The sequence below is a fragment of the Sporosarcina sp. P37 genome, from assembly GCF_002109365.1.
Classification (GTDB): domain Bacteria; phylum Bacillota; class Bacilli; order Bacillales_A; family Planococcaceae; genus Sporosarcina.
Genome location: NZ_CP015349.1, coordinates 1,212,791 through 1,228,363, shown reverse-complemented (window position 1 = coordinate 1,228,363; position 15,573 = coordinate 1,212,791). Strand labels below are relative to the sequence as shown.

14 protein-coding genes are annotated in these 15,573 nt (G+C 44.6%); 13 read left to right on the top strand and 1 reads right to left on the bottom strand.

All coding sequences use genetic code 11. The annotated features are described in order from the left end of the window. The first annotated feature begins 1 nt into the window (after position 1). From pcrA to SporoP37_RS06405, 8 genes are all read left to right on the top strand, one after another. Positions 2-2,236: a DNA helicase PcrA gene (gene pcrA / locus SporoP37_RS06440; RefSeq protein ID WP_081242883.1), complete on the top strand. Its 2,235-nt coding sequence runs from the start codon at positions 2-4 to the stop codon at positions 2,234-2,236. A gap of 27 nt (positions 2,237-2,263) precedes the next feature. Then, on the top strand, positions 2,264-4,291 hold the full coding sequence (ligA, locus tag SporoP37_RS06435; RefSeq protein WP_081242882.1) for an NAD-dependent DNA ligase LigA: 2,028 nt from the start codon (positions 2,264-2,266) through the stop codon (positions 4,289-4,291). Then, complete coding sequence (locus SporoP37_RS06430; protein WP_081242881.1) at positions 4,275-5,408, top strand: CamS family sex pheromone protein; 1,134 nt, start codon at positions 4,275-4,277, stop codon at positions 5,406-5,408. The genes ligA and SporoP37_RS06430 overlap by 17 nt, the downstream gene beginning before the upstream one ends. Before the next feature lie 86 nt (positions 5,409-5,494). Continuing rightward, positions 5,495-5,782 carry an Asp-tRNA(Asn)/Glu-tRNA(Gln) amidotransferase subunit GatC gene (gatC, locus tag SporoP37_RS06425; RefSeq protein ID WP_081242880.1) on the top strand — a complete coding sequence of 96 codons (288 nt, stop codon included), beginning with the start codon at positions 5,495-5,497 and terminating at the stop codon, positions 5,780-5,782. Positions 5,783-5,839: 57 nt separating this feature from the next. After that, entirely contained in the window at positions 5,840-7,303 is a 1,464-nt protein-coding gene (gene gatA / locus SporoP37_RS06420) for an Asp-tRNA(Asn)/Glu-tRNA(Gln) amidotransferase subunit GatA (protein WP_085430541.1), read from the top strand. Between the two features lie 2 nt (positions 7,304-7,305). Continuing rightward, positions 7,306-8,736, top strand: a complete 1,431-nt coding sequence (gatB, locus tag SporoP37_RS06415; protein ID WP_081242878.1) for an Asp-tRNA(Asn)/Glu-tRNA(Gln) amidotransferase subunit GatB — start codon at positions 7,306-7,308, stop codon at positions 8,734-8,736. 99 nt (positions 8,737-8,835) lie between these two features. Beyond that, positions 8,836-9,405 (top strand): thioredoxin family protein, encoded by a 570-nt coding sequence (locus SporoP37_RS06410; protein WP_081242877.1) that lies wholly within the window; start codon positions 8,836-8,838, stop codon positions 9,403-9,405. A gap of 73 nt (positions 9,406-9,478) precedes the next feature. Further along, entirely contained in the window at positions 9,479-10,402 is a 924-nt protein-coding gene (locus SporoP37_RS06405; protein ID WP_081242876.1) for a diacylglycerol kinase, read from the top strand. A 115-nt stretch (positions 10,403-10,517) separates the two neighbouring features. Here the strand turns inward: SporoP37_RS06405 and SporoP37_RS06400 are convergent, their stop codons facing one another. Then, the gene (locus SporoP37_RS06400) at positions 10,518-10,949 is read right to left on the bottom strand and encodes an NUDIX hydrolase (protein WP_081242875.1); all 432 of its coding nucleotides are present in this window, start codon (positions 10,947-10,949) and stop codon (positions 10,518-10,520) included. Between the two features lie 307 nt (positions 10,950-11,256). On the opposite strand from SporoP37_RS06400, the gene SporoP37_RS06395 reads away from it, so the two are divergent. The 5 genes from SporoP37_RS06395 to SporoP37_RS06380 all read left to right on the top strand — a co-directional run bounded on the left by SporoP37_RS06395 (position 11,257) and on the right by SporoP37_RS06380 (position 15,532). Next, entirely contained in the window at positions 11,257-12,594 is a 1,338-nt protein-coding gene (locus tag SporoP37_RS06395) for a cytochrome ubiquinol oxidase subunit I (protein ID WP_369821959.1), read from the top strand. After that, positions 12,591-13,616, top strand: coding sequence for a cytochrome d ubiquinol oxidase subunit II (locus SporoP37_RS06390; RefSeq protein WP_085430540.1), 1,026 nt, complete (start codon positions 12,591-12,593; stop codon positions 13,614-13,616). The genes SporoP37_RS06395 and SporoP37_RS06390 overlap by 4 nt, the downstream gene beginning before the upstream one ends. A gap of 12 nt (positions 13,617-13,628) precedes the next feature. Then, positions 13,629-13,763, top strand: coding sequence for a cytochrome bd oxidase small subunit CydS family protein (cydS, locus tag SporoP37_RS17570; RefSeq protein ID WP_255363032.1), 135 nt, complete (start codon positions 13,629-13,631; stop codon positions 13,761-13,763). 66 nt (positions 13,764-13,829) lie between these two features. Then, entirely contained in the window at positions 13,830-15,194 is a 1,365-nt protein-coding gene (gene rlmD, locus SporoP37_RS06385; RefSeq protein ID WP_085430539.1) for a 23S rRNA (uracil(1939)-C(5))-methyltransferase RlmD, read from the top strand. Between the two features lie 53 nt (positions 15,195-15,247). Next, on the top strand, positions 15,248-15,532 hold the full coding sequence (locus SporoP37_RS06380) for a hypothetical protein (protein ID WP_143565488.1): 285 nt from the start codon (positions 15,248-15,250) through the stop codon (positions 15,530-15,532). Positions 15,533-15,573 lie beyond the last annotated feature (41 nt).

Below are 15,573 nucleotides of genomic sequence, written 5' to 3'. Positions count from 1 at the left end.
TATGAATAAACTATCAGAGGATTTACTGAAAGGCATGAATCCCGAACAGGCACGTGCCGTTAAGACAACAGAAGGGCCATTGCTCATAATGGCGGGTGCAGGTTCAGGAAAGACCCGTGTATTGACACACCGAATTGCTTACTTAGTAGTGGAGAAACAAGTGTACCCTTCCAATATACTGGCGCTTACTTTTACCAACAAAGCAGCACGTGAGATGCGCGACCGGATCGACGGATTGCTTGGGGCGGGCTCAGGAGAACGTATGTGGGTTTCGACATTTCACTCCATGTGTGTACGGATTCTCCGCAGGGAAGTTGACCGTATCGGCTTATCCAAAAACTTTACCATTTTAGACAGTGCCGATCAGCTGACTGCGATGAAACGCGTATTGAAAGAACTGAACCTTGACCCGAAACAAAATGACCCGCGTGCGATGCTCGGCATCATCAGCAATGCAAAAAACGAATGTATTGACGCGGCGGAATTCCGGAAAAATGCCAACCCTCAAAATCCGCATGAACGGACAGTGGCGGATATTTATGAGCGCTACACGAAAAAACTGCGTCAAAATCAGTCAATGGATTTCGATGATCTGATTATGATGACGATCGTGCTGTTTGAACGCGTTCCGGAAGTGCTGGAATTTTATCAAAATAAATTTCAGTATATTCACGTCGATGAATACCAGGATACAAATAATGCGCAGTATCGTCTCGTCAAGATGCTGGCATCGAAGTTCCGTAACATCTGTGTAGTAGGTGACTCCGATCAGTCCATCTACCGCTGGCGTGGAGCGGACATCGGCAATATCCTGTCCTTTGAGAAAGATTACAAAGAAGCGAATGTCATTTTACTGGAGCAGAATTACCGTTCCACGAAGCGGATTTTACAGGCGGCAAATGAAGTCATCACTAATAATAAAAGCCGCTATGACAAGAAATTACGCACAGAAAATCCGGAAGGCGAATTAATTTCTATTTATAAAGCGCGCGATGAAAAAGATGAGTCACAATTCGTCGTTCAGCAAATAATTGAATTAAAAGAAGAACTGGGATTAACGCTCGATCAATTTGCGATACTGTATCGTACCAACGCGCAATCCCGTCTCATTGAAGAATATTTACTGAAATCAAATCTGGATTATACAATTGTTGGCGGCACGAAGTTCTATGACCGAAAAGAGATTAAAGATCTGCTGGCCTATTTACGGCTAATTGCCAATAATGACGATGATCTTGCGTTTGCCCGAATTATCAATGAACCAAAACGCAGCATTGGGGCCACATCATTTGAACGAATGGCAACTTTTGCATTGCAAAATGACCGTTCGATATTCGATTCATTGCAGGAAGTCGATTTCATGGGCTTGCCGAAAAAAGCGCTGACAGAAGCAGTGAAATTCCGTGAACTCATCGACGGATTTTCCCAGATGCAGGAATTCTTATCTGTCACGGAATTGGTAAAAGAAGTTATTGAAAAATCGGGTTACCGCGATATGCTGGAAAATGAAAAATCGATCGAAGCAGAAAGCCGTCTTGAAAATATCGAGGAATTTTTATCGGTGACAGAAGCATTCGAAAAGCGGGCAGAGGAAGAAGACGAAGAGCCTACACTCATTGCATTCCTGACAGATCTTGCACTGGTCGCGGATATTGATGCGCTGGATAATGAAGAGAACTCTTCTGCTGAAAAGATCGTCCTAATGACGATGCACGCAGCTAAAGGTCTTGAATTCCCGGTCGTCTTTGTTATCGGCATGGAAGAAAATATATTCCCGCATATTCGGGCGCTTGCTGATCCGGAAGAAATGGAAGAAGAGCGCAGATTGGCCTATGTTGCAATTACACGTGCGGAACAGCGCCTGTACTTGACTTGCGCAGGCTACCGTATGCTGTTTGGTAAGTCGAACTTCAATTCACCGTCCCGTTTCCTAAATGAAATTTCAGAAGAACTGACAGAACTGCTCGCAGACGGCAACGGTATGAGCGTACCATTTGCTCAAGCGCCAAAACCAAAAGCAAGACGTCCAGCAGTTAAGCGTCCTGCTTATAATGAATCTGGCGGAGAGAAAATGCAGTGGAAACCAGGCGACAAAGCTTCCCATAAGATATGGGGAACCGGCACAGTAGTAAGTGTCAAGGGCAGTGCGGATGATATGGAGCTGGACATTGCCTTTCCGAATCCGGTCGGCATTAAACGGCTGCTGGCTAAATTTGCACCGATTGAAAAAGAATAAAGCGTCTCTAAGGAGTGTGGAAAACCGATGGATGATGTTCTGGAACTGGAGAAGCGAGTGGCAGAACTCCATAAAATTCTGCGTGAATACGGACATGCCTACTATGATTTGGATGCCCCGATCGTTCCCGATTCAGAATATGATGAAAAAATGCAGGAGCTTCTGGCTATAGAAGAAGCACATCCTGATCTAATATATCCTGACTCTCCGACACAGCGCGTGGGCGGGGCGCCGCTTGAGGTATTTAGTAAAGTCGTTCATCGTCACCCTATGCTTAGCCTGGCGAATGCATTTAACGAAGAAGATTTGCGGGACTTTGACAGACGGGTGAAAGAAGCAGCTGGCAGCGCGGTATATGTATGTGAATTAAAAATCGACGGACTTGCCGTTTCTTTGCAGTACGAAGAAGGCCGGCTAGTGCAGGGGGCCACACGTGGGGACGGTGCAGTTGGTGAAGATATTACTGCGAACTTGAAAACCATTCGAACGGTGCCGCTGAAACTGAACGAACCGCTGACAATTGAAGTGCGCGGAGAAGCTTATATGCCGAAACAGTCATTTGTTACGCTCAACGAAGACCGGGATGAAGCGGGTGAAGTGCCGTTCGCGAACCCTCGGAACGCGGCCGCGGGTTCACTCCGGCAGCTCGATTCCCAAGTTGCTGCGAGCCGCAATCTTGCCGTGTTCATTTATGCTGTTGGCGGAGATGCGGAAGTATATGGGCTGGACAGTCATTCTGAAGCACTCAACAAAGTGGATGAACTGGGTCTGACGACAAATAAAGAGCGCAAGCGCTGTGCAACCATTGAAGAAGTGCTGGAGTACGTGGAATACTGGACAAAAAACAGACAGTCCCTCGATTATGAAATCGATGGGATCGTCATTAAAGTAGATAATTTCGAGTCACAGGAACAGCTCGGCTATACAGCGAAAAGCCCTAAGTGGGCGATTGCCTATAAGTTCCCGGCAGAGGAAGTGCAGACTAAACTGCTTGATATCGAGTTAAGTGTAGGGCGAACAGGAGTCGTCACACCGACTGCGATTCTTGAGCCGGTGCGCGTTGCGGGTACGACAGTTGGACGGGCATCTTTGCATAATGAGGATTTAATACGGGAAAAGGATATACGAATCGGCGATCATGTCGTACTGCGAAAAGCGGGTGACATTATTCCTGAAGTTGTGATGCCGCTGATAGAGCAGCGGACGGGTGAAGAAGAACCTTTCCATATGCCGGAAGCTTGTCCTGAATGCGATTCGGAGCTCGTACGGATCGAGGGAGAAGTGGCATTGCGTTGTGTGAATCCCAAATGTCCTGCTCAAATGAAGGAAGCGCTGATTCACTTTGTTTCCAGAAGAGCGATGAATATTGACGGAGTCGGCGAAAAACTTGTCGAACAATTGTATGAAGCTGATCTTGTACAAGATGTATCTGATCTGTATACATTGACTAAAGAAGAACTGCTGGGGCTGGAACGAATTGGCGAGAAATCCGCAACCAATATTTTAGCCGCTATTGATACATCCAAAGAGAATTCACTGGAAAAACTCCTGTTCGGACTGGGAATCCGTCATGTGGGCGAAAAAGTTGCAAGAATCCTTGCAGAAGAATATCGGACACTTGAAGCACTGGAACAAGCAACCGATGAAGATCTTGTAAACATTTTTGAAATCGGTGCAATCGTAGCAGATGCGGTCACGACCTATTTCAGCACGGAAGAAGTGCAGGACGTCATGAACAAACTCCGCTCATACGGGGTGAATACTGTCTATAAAGGTGCTGCCCGGGAGGAGTTACCGACTACTGGGCCGTTTGCAGGCAAGACAATTGTACTGACAGGGAAGCTCACTGCGTTAACTCGCGGAGAAGCGAAAGAACAGATAGAATCGCTTGGCGGAACAGTCAGCGGCAGTGTCAGCAAGAAAACAGATCTGGTTATTGCCGGTGAGGATGCAGGCTCGAAGCTGACGAAAGCCAAAGAATTAGAGATTGAAATTTGGGATGAACAAGCCATGCTTGAAGCCCTTGGAGTGGATACGAATGAGAAGAACGACTAAATGGCTTGCTTCGGGCATCCTGTCAGCTGCTTTGCTGACAGGATGTGTCCCAGCACCTAATGATGACTCAGAAAAAGTACTTCAGGAAACAGAAGAAAGTGACCAGGAAATGGTGCTGATTCCTGAAACTCAAATCAAAAAAGAATATTACCGGACGCCTGTACCATTCAAAAAAAGTGCAAGCAGAGGGCTTGTCGTCAATAATTTAAATACAAAATACGATATCCAGGAAACCGAAGAAGGTTTACTTCGTCTTTCCACTTTGTATTTTGACCCGAAAGATTATTTATATCAGGAAGGCCAGTACATCGACCGGGATACAGCAAAGCAATGGATTTCCAGGAAATCAAACTTTGAGGCGGGGTTAAACCCTTCAATAACTGAAGATATGACACCTGCACAAATTGCAGACGAAGCACCGATCTATTTGGCGCACATCGTAGAACAGAACTATCTGCAGCTGACAGACGATAAAAAAGTCAAATTGGCGGGTATGTCCATCGGTCTTGCGATGAATTCCATCTATTACCCGCGTGCTGGCGGTGAACGGAAAATCGATGATCGGACGATTGAAGAAAAAGGAAAGAAAATGGCAGATATTATTTTGAGCCGGCTGCGCAGTAAACCGGAGCTTGCTGATATTCCTATTGCAGTCGGGCTTTTTAAGCAGGAAAGCCGTAATGATATCGTACCGGGCACCTATTTTGCGACCTCATTTGCTGCAAAAGGAAAAAGTGAATTCACGGGCTGGAAAGAAGTGGACGAGCAGTACGTATTGCTTCCGGCCTCTTCATCGACCGGAAATTACAGAGATTTGAATACGACTTTTAAAAACTTTAAGCAAGACATTGATGATTACTTCCCAAGTTTTGTGAATGTAATCGGAACGGCATTCTATAAAGATCAGAAATTGAATTCCTTGCATGTGGAAATTCCTATACAGTTTTTCGGAAAGACGGAACTGATAGGTTTCTCGCAATATTTGACTTCATTAGTAAAAACGCACTTTAAAGACATTCCGATTGAAGTAAGTGTCACTTCAGTGAATGGACCTGAAGTACTGATTGTGAATGACAATGAAAGAAAAGAACCGTTTGTCCATGTGTATGGATATTGATATCTGAGGCAGCAGCACGAACTTTTCAAGAAACTGATTAAATGGTATGATTAATTGTACGATTGCAAATTGAGGAGGAACGATGTATGACAACATTTTCAAAAGAAGACGTCAAATATTTTGCGGATTTCGTCCGTATTGGCCTCTCTGAGGAAGATAAAGAAAATTTCTCTGCGAAAATAGCAGATTTGATTGAAAGTGTCAGTGATTTGAAAGAAGTAGATATCACGGGTGTCGAACCAATGACTCATCCGGTTCCTATGATCAACGTCTTACGTGAAGATGAGCCAAAAGATATCTTGGATCGTGAAGTAATGCTGGCTAGTGCAGAAGATCAGGAAGATGGATTGATCAAAGTACCAGATATCCTGTAATCGGAATATGCAGTATAGAATCACATTCACGGCACAATGACAGTAGGAGGAAAAGTGATGACGTTAACAAGCAAAACAGCCGCAGAACTTCAAGCGCTTTTATCAAAAGGGGAAGTTACGGTCAAAGAAGTAACAGAAGCTACATTGAATACGATCGAACAGCAGGAAGAAAAAATTCATGCGTTTATTCACGTTGCCAAAGAAGAGGCAGCGAATCGTGCAGAACAGCTTGATCAAGAAGCAACAGACACACGGGGACGACTGTTCGGTGTACCGATCGGAATCAAAGATAATATTGTAACAAAAGATATGGCGACAACATGTGCAAGTAAAATGCTGGAGAATTTCGTGCCGGTGTACAATGCCACGGTAATGGATAAATTAGAAGCGGCTGGCGCAGTCAACGTGGGAAAACTTAACATGGACGAGTTCGCAATGGGTTCCACTACTGAAACTTCGTACTTCGGCAACACATTGAACCCATGGAATACAGAGTACGTGCCGGGCGGTTCATCAGGCGGATCTGCAGCAGCAGTTGCAGCGGGAGAAGTCCCTCTTTCACTTGGTTCAGATACAGGAGGATCCGTTCGTCAGCCAGCTGCATTTTGTGGAATTGTCGGCATGAAACCTACATATGGTCGTGTGTCCCGTTTCGGTTTGACTGCATTCGCATCGTCACTCGATCAAATTGGTACGCTGTCACGCACAGTTGAAGATAATGCATTATTGCTAAGCGTCATTGCAGGTGAAGATGACAATGACAGTTCATCTTCAGCGAAAGCTGTTCCTGACTACACAGCGGCTCTTACAGGCGATATTAAAGGTTTAAAAGTGGCGGTTCCAAAGCCTTATTTGGGTGAAGGTGTCGATGCAGACGTCGCAGCATCTGTAAAAGAAGCAATTCGTGTGCTGGAATCACTTGGAGCTGTTTGTGAAGAAGTGGAACTGCCGCATATTCAGTATGCGCCAACTACGTATTACGTACTATCTTCTTCGGAAGCACAATCCAATCTGTCCCGTTTCGACGGATTGCGTTACGGCTATCATACGGAGAATGCAGAAAGTCTGGAGCAGGCATATTTCCGTACACGTCAGGAAGGATTCGGCGATGAAGTGAAAAAACGTATTATTTTCGGTACGTACGCGATGAGTGCGGACCATCACGAAGATCTGTACGTGCGTGCACAAAAGACACGCACATTGATCGCGCAGGATTTCGATTCTGTATTTGAAAACTATGATGTGGTTATCGGGCCAACTGCGGCAACGACAGCATTTAAACTGGGTGAAACAGGCGGAGACCAGCTCGTTCATTATGCAAACGATGTATTGGCTGTACCTGCAAACCTGACAGGACGTCCGGCGCTTTCTGTACCATGCGGATTCGTTAACGGCCTGCCGGTTGGAATGCAGATCATGGGTAAGCATTTTGATGAAGAAACACTGTATAAAGTGGCGCATGCCTATGAGCAAGCAACGGACTTCCACAAGCGTACTCCATCGATTCAGGAGGGGAACTAATCATGAACTTTGAAACCATTGTCGGACTAGAGATCCACGTAGAGTTAAAGACAGACACTAAAATCATGTCTCCCGCACCCGCTCATTTCGGTGCAGAGCCAAATAAAAATATTCATGTGACAGACATCGCCTATCCGGGTGTCTTGCCTACATTAAATAAAAAAGCAGTCGAGTTCGGAATGAAAGCGTCGATGGCATTAAACTGTGATATCGCGCCAATCATGAACTTTGACCGTAAGCACTACTTCTATCCGGATAATCCAAAAGCCTATCAGATTTCACAGGACAAGCGCCCCGTAGGATCTAACGGCTGGATTGAAATTGAAGTGGACGGCAAAAAGAAAAAAATCCGTATTGAACGTGTTCACTTGGAAGAAGATGCGGGTAAACTGACACATACAGAAAACGGCTACTCATTAGTCGACTTGAACCGTCAAGGAACACCGCTAATTGAAATCGTTACAGAAGCAGATGTGCGTTCACCGGAAGAAGCCTACGCTTTCCTAGAAAAGCTAAAAGCGATCATCCAGTATACAGGTGTATCTGATGTCCGGATGGAAGAAGGTTCACTTCGCTGTGATGCCAACATTTCATTGCGTCCATTCGGCCAAGAGAAATTCGGCACGAAAACAGAATTGAAAAACCTGAACTCCTTCAACTTTATCCGCCGCGGTATTGCAAACGAAGTAGCGCGTCAGGAAAAAATCTTGCTGTCAGGCGGAACGATCCAGCAGGAAACACGCCGTTATGATGAAGCAACCGGAGATACAGTATTAATGCGTATTAAAGGCAGTGCGAATGACTATCGTTTCATCAATGACCCGGACCTTCCGGAAGTGCATATCGATCAAGAGTGGGTCGACCGTGTGCGCGCGGAAATCCCTGAATTGCCGGACGCACGTAAAGCACGTTATGTATCGGAATTGGATCTTCCAGAATACGATGCACACGTATTGACATTAACTAAAGAAATGTCTGATTTCTTTGATGCAACAGTAAAAGCCGGAGCAGAGCCGAAGCTCGCTTCAAACTGGCTGATGGGCGATGTATCCGCGTATTTAAATGCAGAGTCTAAAGAACTGCATGACACGCCGCTGACACCTGAAAATCTGGCGCAGCTTGTAAAATTAATTACGGACGGTACAATCTCTTCTAAAATTGCTAAGAAAGTATTTGTCGACCTTGCGAAAAAAGGCGGAAATCCTGCTGATATCGTGAAGGAAAAGGGACTCGTTCAAATTTCTGACGAAGGCACACTTCGCACGATCATTACAGAGATCCTCGATGCGAATGAACAATCAATCGAAGACTTTAAAAATGGTAAAGACCGTGCAGTTGGCTTCTTAGTGGGACAAGTCATGAAAGCAACAAAAGGACAGGCAAACCCGCCTCTCGTCAATAAATTATTGATGGAAGAAATAAAGAAACGCTAATCTGTCAACTATTTGATAAACGTTCCAGGGGAGACAAACCAGTCCGATCCTGGACGTTTTTTCCTTATGAACTTCTATGCTGAACAGGAGGGGATTGTATTGAAAACAGAACAACAATATTTTGAAGAAGCGGTATCACTTCAAACGTATATGGACAATATGGAATCACAAAAAGAAAATAGTTTTTTGATCTATAATGAGTTTGAGGTGCCGCAAGACGATGAATTTATTGAATTGCTGAAGGAAAAGCAACCCCATGTCTTAGTAATTACAGAAGATTGGTGCGGCGATGCAATGCTGAATAACCCAATTCTGCGCCGGATTGGGGAAGCGGCAAATATCGAAGTGCGTGCTGTATTGCGGGATCAGAATCCGGAATTGATGGATCAGTATTTGACGAATGGCGGACGGTCCATTCCAATTTATCTGTTGCTGAATTCAGCCGGTGAGGCAATAGAGAAGTGGGGTCCCCGTGCGCCGATCCTGCAGAAGTATGTAATGGAAGGACGTTCCAAGCTGCCCGCTGAAGAATCGCCTGATTTTGAAGAAAAGCAAAAAGCATTTTATTCGCAGCTGATGTCGGAATATACCGCAAAACCTGCCAACTGGCTGGCTGTCTATGAAGATATACGTTCTGCATGGCTGCCCGTTTTACAGCAAGTGAAGTAAATATAAAGAGGAAACCATATTATAATGGTAAAGGTCTGAAGAATCAGACGCGAAAGGATCGAGGGGAAAGTGTATGAAACGTGCACGGATCATTTATAATCCTACTGCAGGAAGAGAAGTATTCCGTAAGCATTTGGCAGAAGTCCTCGAGAAACTAGAGAAAGCCGGCTATGAAACTTCAGCTCATGCCACTACATGTGAAGGCGATGCTTCAGTTGCCGCGCGAGAAGCTGTCCGCAGAGGATTCGATGTGATTATTGCAGCTGGCGGTGACGGGACGCTTAATGAAGTAGTAGCGGGTGTCGGGCATTCTGAGAAACGTCCGAAAATCGGCTTAATTCCCATGGGAACAACGAATGATTTTGCCAGAGCTCTAAGAATTCCAAGAGAAATTGATGAAGCTGTAGATATTATTTGTCAGGGAAAAACAACGCCAGTCGATGTCGGTATGATGAATGACCGTTATTTTATCAATATCGCAGGCGGCGGCCGAATGACGGAATTGACATATGAAGTGCCAAGCCGTCTGAAAACCGTAATTGGCCAATTGGCTTACTATTTGAAAGGCATTGAAATGCTGCCTTCCATACATTCGAGTCATCTTCGTATCGAGTATGACGGCAAAGTGTTTGATGAAGAAGCGATGATGTTTTTGATCGGATTGACCAACTCGGTCGGAGGATTTGAGAAATTAGCGCCTGATTCCAGCATCAATGACGGCTATTTCACATTGCTTATATTGAAAAAGTGTAATATCGCGGAGTTTATTCGTGTCGTCACGCTGGCTTCAAGAGGAGAACATTTGGATGATCCGCTTGTCGTTTCTGCCAAGGCAGAGAAGATCGTTGTGACTTCACATGACGAAGTGCAATTAAATCTGGATGGAGAGTACGGAGGCAGGCTGCCGGCGACTTTCCAGAACTTGTACCAGCATATTGAAATGTTTGTGCCTCTGCATAAGCTGCGGCTGCAAGATCAAGTGAAACCGACTAAATAAAAAACAAGCAAAAAGACTATTCCAAGCGAAGATGTAGCATTCGGGTGGAATAGTCTTTTATTGTGCAAAATTAATTGGGTGTGAACGATGTAATGCGCATTGCATCAGGTCCATATCAGATATATTCAATCGCTTCTCCTTGTTTAGCAGCTAGCTTTGGCACTTCGTGCAACGGCATCCAACGGTAGCTGAATAATAGACCTGCGTCTTTACCTTCACCTTCGACGTTATATTCCCATTCGTTCCGCTCTTCTCCTACATAGGAAAAATGGAAAATAGTACGTTCATAAATCACATTTTTGTCTTCCGGGAAGAACTTTGAAGCCTTTACTTTACCTTCTAGTATGAGTTCATCACGCACGATACCGGATTCCTCTTCAATCTCACGATATAATGCATCCAATAATAGTTCATTGCGTTCGATGGTACCCCCTGGAACTTGTAAACCTGCTTCAGGATGATCTTTTTGTTCGTAAACCAGCAGTTTCCGGTGTCTGCCTTCACCTTTTGTGATGTACGCTAATACTTTTCTTTTTACCCTTTTCAATATATTTCACCTCTCATTAGTTAACCCATTATACTGTGAATTTACTCAATTTGCAAGTAAAATGAGTTAATCAATTAGTATATAACAATTATATGAACTGTGGTCATGCATATTCGTCTAAATTTCAACAAATAGGTTATGAAAAGTGATTTTAGGGGAAAACATGAAAAAGGACTGGCTAAGGAAGTGAGGATGCATGTATAAAAGACAGGAAAGACGCCTGATGTGGCTGGCATTTATAGTTGCCGGCATCATGCTGTTATCAATCATCGGAAGATTATTTTCATAAAAACAGGAGGTGCGCTGTGTGGACTCAGTTTTTTATTCTAGAGTATTAACCGAATTGACCTTATCATTTCATATTATTTATGCCACGATCGGGGTTGGTGTCCCGCTCATGATTATGCTGGCGCAGTGGGTCGGTATTAAGAAAAACGACGAGCACTATATTTTGCTGGCAAGACGCTGGGCGCGCGGTTTTGTCATTACCGTAGCTGTTGGAGTCGTAACAGGAACGGCAATTGGATTACAGCTGTCATTGCTGTGGCCGAGTTTTATGGAGCTCGCGGGCAATGTGATTGCGCTGCCATTATTCATGGAGACATTCGCGTTCTTTTTTGAGGCAATTTTCCTTGGTATTTATTTATATACGTGGGATCGGTTTGAAAATCAGAAGAAACATTTTTTATTACTTATTCCGGTTGCTCTCGGGGCTTCATTTTCAGCAGTTTTCATTACGATTGTGAATGCTTTTATGAACGCACCCCGGGGCTTTGACTTAGTGAACGGTGAACTGATCAATGTCAATCCGCTCCTGGCCATGTTTAACCCGGCCATGCCGACAAAAGTAGCGCACGTGGTCGGGACAGCGTATATGACGACTGCTTTTTTATTGGCAGCTATCGCAGCGTTTCGTCTATTGCGCGGTTCAAATCATATTTATCACAAGAAAGCATTGTATCTGACTTTGAAAGTCGGTTTCATCTTCAGTGTGACAGCGGTGCTCGTCGGCGATTTATCAGGAAAGTATTTAGCAGAGTATCAGCCTGAAAAGCTGGCAGCGGCTGAATGGCATTTTGAAACGGAAGAAGATGCCCCTTTGATACTTTACGGAGTGCTCGATGATGGGGAAGTTAAATATGCCATTAAAATCCCGTATGCGCTTTCCATCTTGGCGCATGGCACGCCGAATGCGGAAGTCATTGGGTTAGATCAGTTTGCAGAAGAAGATACACCGCCCTTGTACATTCATTATCTCTTTGACATTATGGTGACAATCGGGATGTTGTTGCTGACATTGTCAGCTGTATACTTGCTTGGAATGTGGCGGAGATGGCCGTTTGTAAAGTCCCGATTATTCCGCTGGCTTATCGTGCTTAGCGGGCCGCTCGTTTTCATATCACTCGAATCTGGCTGGTGGATGGCAGAAGTGGGACGGCAGCCGTGGATACTGCGTGACATCATGCGTACTGCTGAAGGGGCTACCACAAGCGGGCAAGTGCCTACCATGCTTGTTCTCTTTGCGCTTCTATACTTGGTGCTTGGAATCGGCAGTGTCGTGGTTTTGAGACGGATGTTCATACGAAATCCTGTTGAAAAAGAAATTGCAGATCGTCAGCAGGAGAAAGGCGGTGATATCCTATGACTGTTGAAATTCTGGGAATAACCGTATTATGGGTATTTCTTTTCGGCTATATTGTGATTGGGGCGATTGATTTTGGAGCAGGGTTTTTCAATGCGTACAGTTTATTGACGGGAAAACAGAGAGTTTTAACCGATGTCATTCAGCGCTACCTGTCCCCGGTGTGGGAAGTTACAAATGTATTTCTGGTGTTCTTCTTCGTAGGAATCATCGGGTTCTTCCCTAAAACTGCTTTTTATTATGGAACAACGTTGCTGGTGCCTGTCAGTTTTGGGATTATTCTATTGGCGATCCGGGGTTCGTATTATGCTTTTGAAACATATGGCGCCCGCGGACATAAAGGATACTCTTTTGCATATGGTGCATCGGGTTTATTGCTGCCTGCCTCTTTGTCGATTGTACTGACAATATCTGAAGGCGGATTTATCGAGATAGTAGATGGCCAGCCTGTTTTGGATTATTGGAAATTATTCAGCAGTCCGCTCACCTGGTCAATTGTAGTGCTCAGTATCGCAGCGACACTTTATATCTCCTCGACTTTTTTAACTTGGTACGCAAATAAAGCGAAAGATGTGGAGGCCACACAGTTATTAAGAAAATATGCGCTCATCTGGTCATTGCCGACGATCATTGCAGCTGGCGGAATTATCTTCGAGCTGCGCAAACATAATCCTCTGCATTATGAGAACATCCAACGGTTCTGGCCAATGTTCCTGCTGTCGTTCCTGCTGTTCCTCGGGACAGTGTTCCTCATCTGGAAAAAGCGGCAATATGGAATTGCGTTCGGATTACTGGCGGGACAATTTCTGTTCGCTTTCTTCGGATATGGCGCATCTCATTATCCGTACTTGCTCTATCCGTACTTGACTATTTACGATAGCTTTACGAATCAGGCAATGGCGGTTGCATTAATAACAGCGTTCATATTTGGATTAATGCTGTTGATCCCGTCACTGTATTTGCTGTTGCGCATGTTCTTGTTCAACAAAGAATATGTAAAAGGGAAAAAAGATCACCATGCATAAGGGGGCATTCTGATGGATGAATTTTTGATTTTCTACGCACCTTTTCTCATTATCATCGCAGGGATCGCGTTATCGTTCTTTGTCGTTTTGAAAGACGATGCGGTGACAAGAAATGAACATACAGAGAGTGAACATACAGACGTGTAATCGCGTCTGTTTTTTTATTTGCGCGGCATGGTACACTATGAGTATCTGAAAGATGGAGGAAAAATCATGAGCTTTGCAGTAAATAAAAATGAAAAAGTACAAGTAATTATAGAAGATCTGACACATGACGGAGCAGGAGTAGCGAAAGTGGATGGGTATCCATTATTCATTCCAGGGACGCTGCCTGGAGAAACAGTAAATGTGCATGTAGTAAAAACATTGAAAAAGTATGGATTCGCAAAACTGCTGGATATTGTGGAACCATCTTCATCCCGCGTAACACCGCCATGTCATGTGTTCCCTGCATGCGGGGGCTGTCAGCTGCAGCATCTGTCCTATGAGGGACAATTGATGCAGAAGCGGAAGTCTGTGCGCGATGTCATGGACAGAATTGCCAAGCTGCCCGATGTGCCGGTACATGAAGTAAAAGGCATGGATGATCCGTGGCGCTACCGCAATAAATCACAGATTCCTTTTGATACGGAAAATGACCGTGTGATTACCGGATTTTATAAAGCACGTACCCACCAAATTGTTGATACGGATGTCTGCTTGATTCAAACGAAAGAAGCGGACGAACTGATGACAATGCTGAAATATAAGCTGCAGCAGCTAGGAATCGAGACATATGATGAACACACACATAAAGGCATGCTGCGTCATTTAATCGTCAGAAAAGCACGGCAGACAGGTCAGGTGATGGTTGTATTGGTAACACGCCACAAAAAATTCCCGCAGAAAGAAGCGGTAGTGGAGCTGATTAAACAGGAGCTGCCAAATGTGACGTCGATTTTGCAAAACGTGAATACGGCGAATACAAACGTCATCATGGGAAATGAAACCATCAATTTGTACGGATCAAATGTGATCATCGACCGGATAGGGGACACGAAATTCGAAATTTCCGCACGCTCCTTCTATCAAGTAAACCCTGTACAGACGGAAGTACTGTATCAGCAGGCGCTTGATTATGCGGATTTAACCGGTAAAGAACGTGTAATTGATGCATATTGCGGCATCGGAACCATTTCATTATTTTTAGCTAAACAGGCGAAAGAAGTATACGGCGTGGAAATCGTACCGCAGGCAATTGAAGATGCGAAGCGCAATGCAGAATTGAATGATAGTAAGAATGCGCATTTCGAGGCAGGACCGGCAGAAGAGATCATTCCGAAATGGTACGCCCAAGGCAAGCGATTCGACGTCCTCGTTGTCGATCCGCCCCGTAAAGGCTGTGACGAGAAGCTGTTGGAAACCATTTTGGAATATAAACCTAAGAAAATCGTCTATGTATCTTGCAACCCGGGCACATTAGCACGTGATTTGCGGATTTTGGAGGATGGCGGCTACCGTACGAAGGAAGTGCAGCCAGTGGATATGTTCCCGCATAGCAGTCATGTGGAGTGCGTGGCGTTGATAGAGTTGGAATAATGGGTACCAGGTCCGCACACAACTTCAGTTCAATTCAGAATAGTGTCCGAATTGTGTTGGGACCTGGTACCGTATTTTATGGCTTACTTTTGGCACAGAATAAGTCATTAGTGGAAAATGGACGGTTTGATTTTGGTAGACTTGGAAAAGAAGGCATTGGCTTCGATAAAGGAAAGTATAAAGTAGGTATTACTCTTGCTATTCCCTCAGTTCAAAAGAAAGAATTTGTGCTTAAAGCAGGATTAGAGTATGAGAACTTAAAAGGAAAATATGTTGATAGAACCGGTATAGGACCAACGATTAGCTATACCTGTTTAGTGCAAAATAGAAGTACATAGTTTTGAAATGAAAAAGTACATAACATTGCAACGTAAGTTTC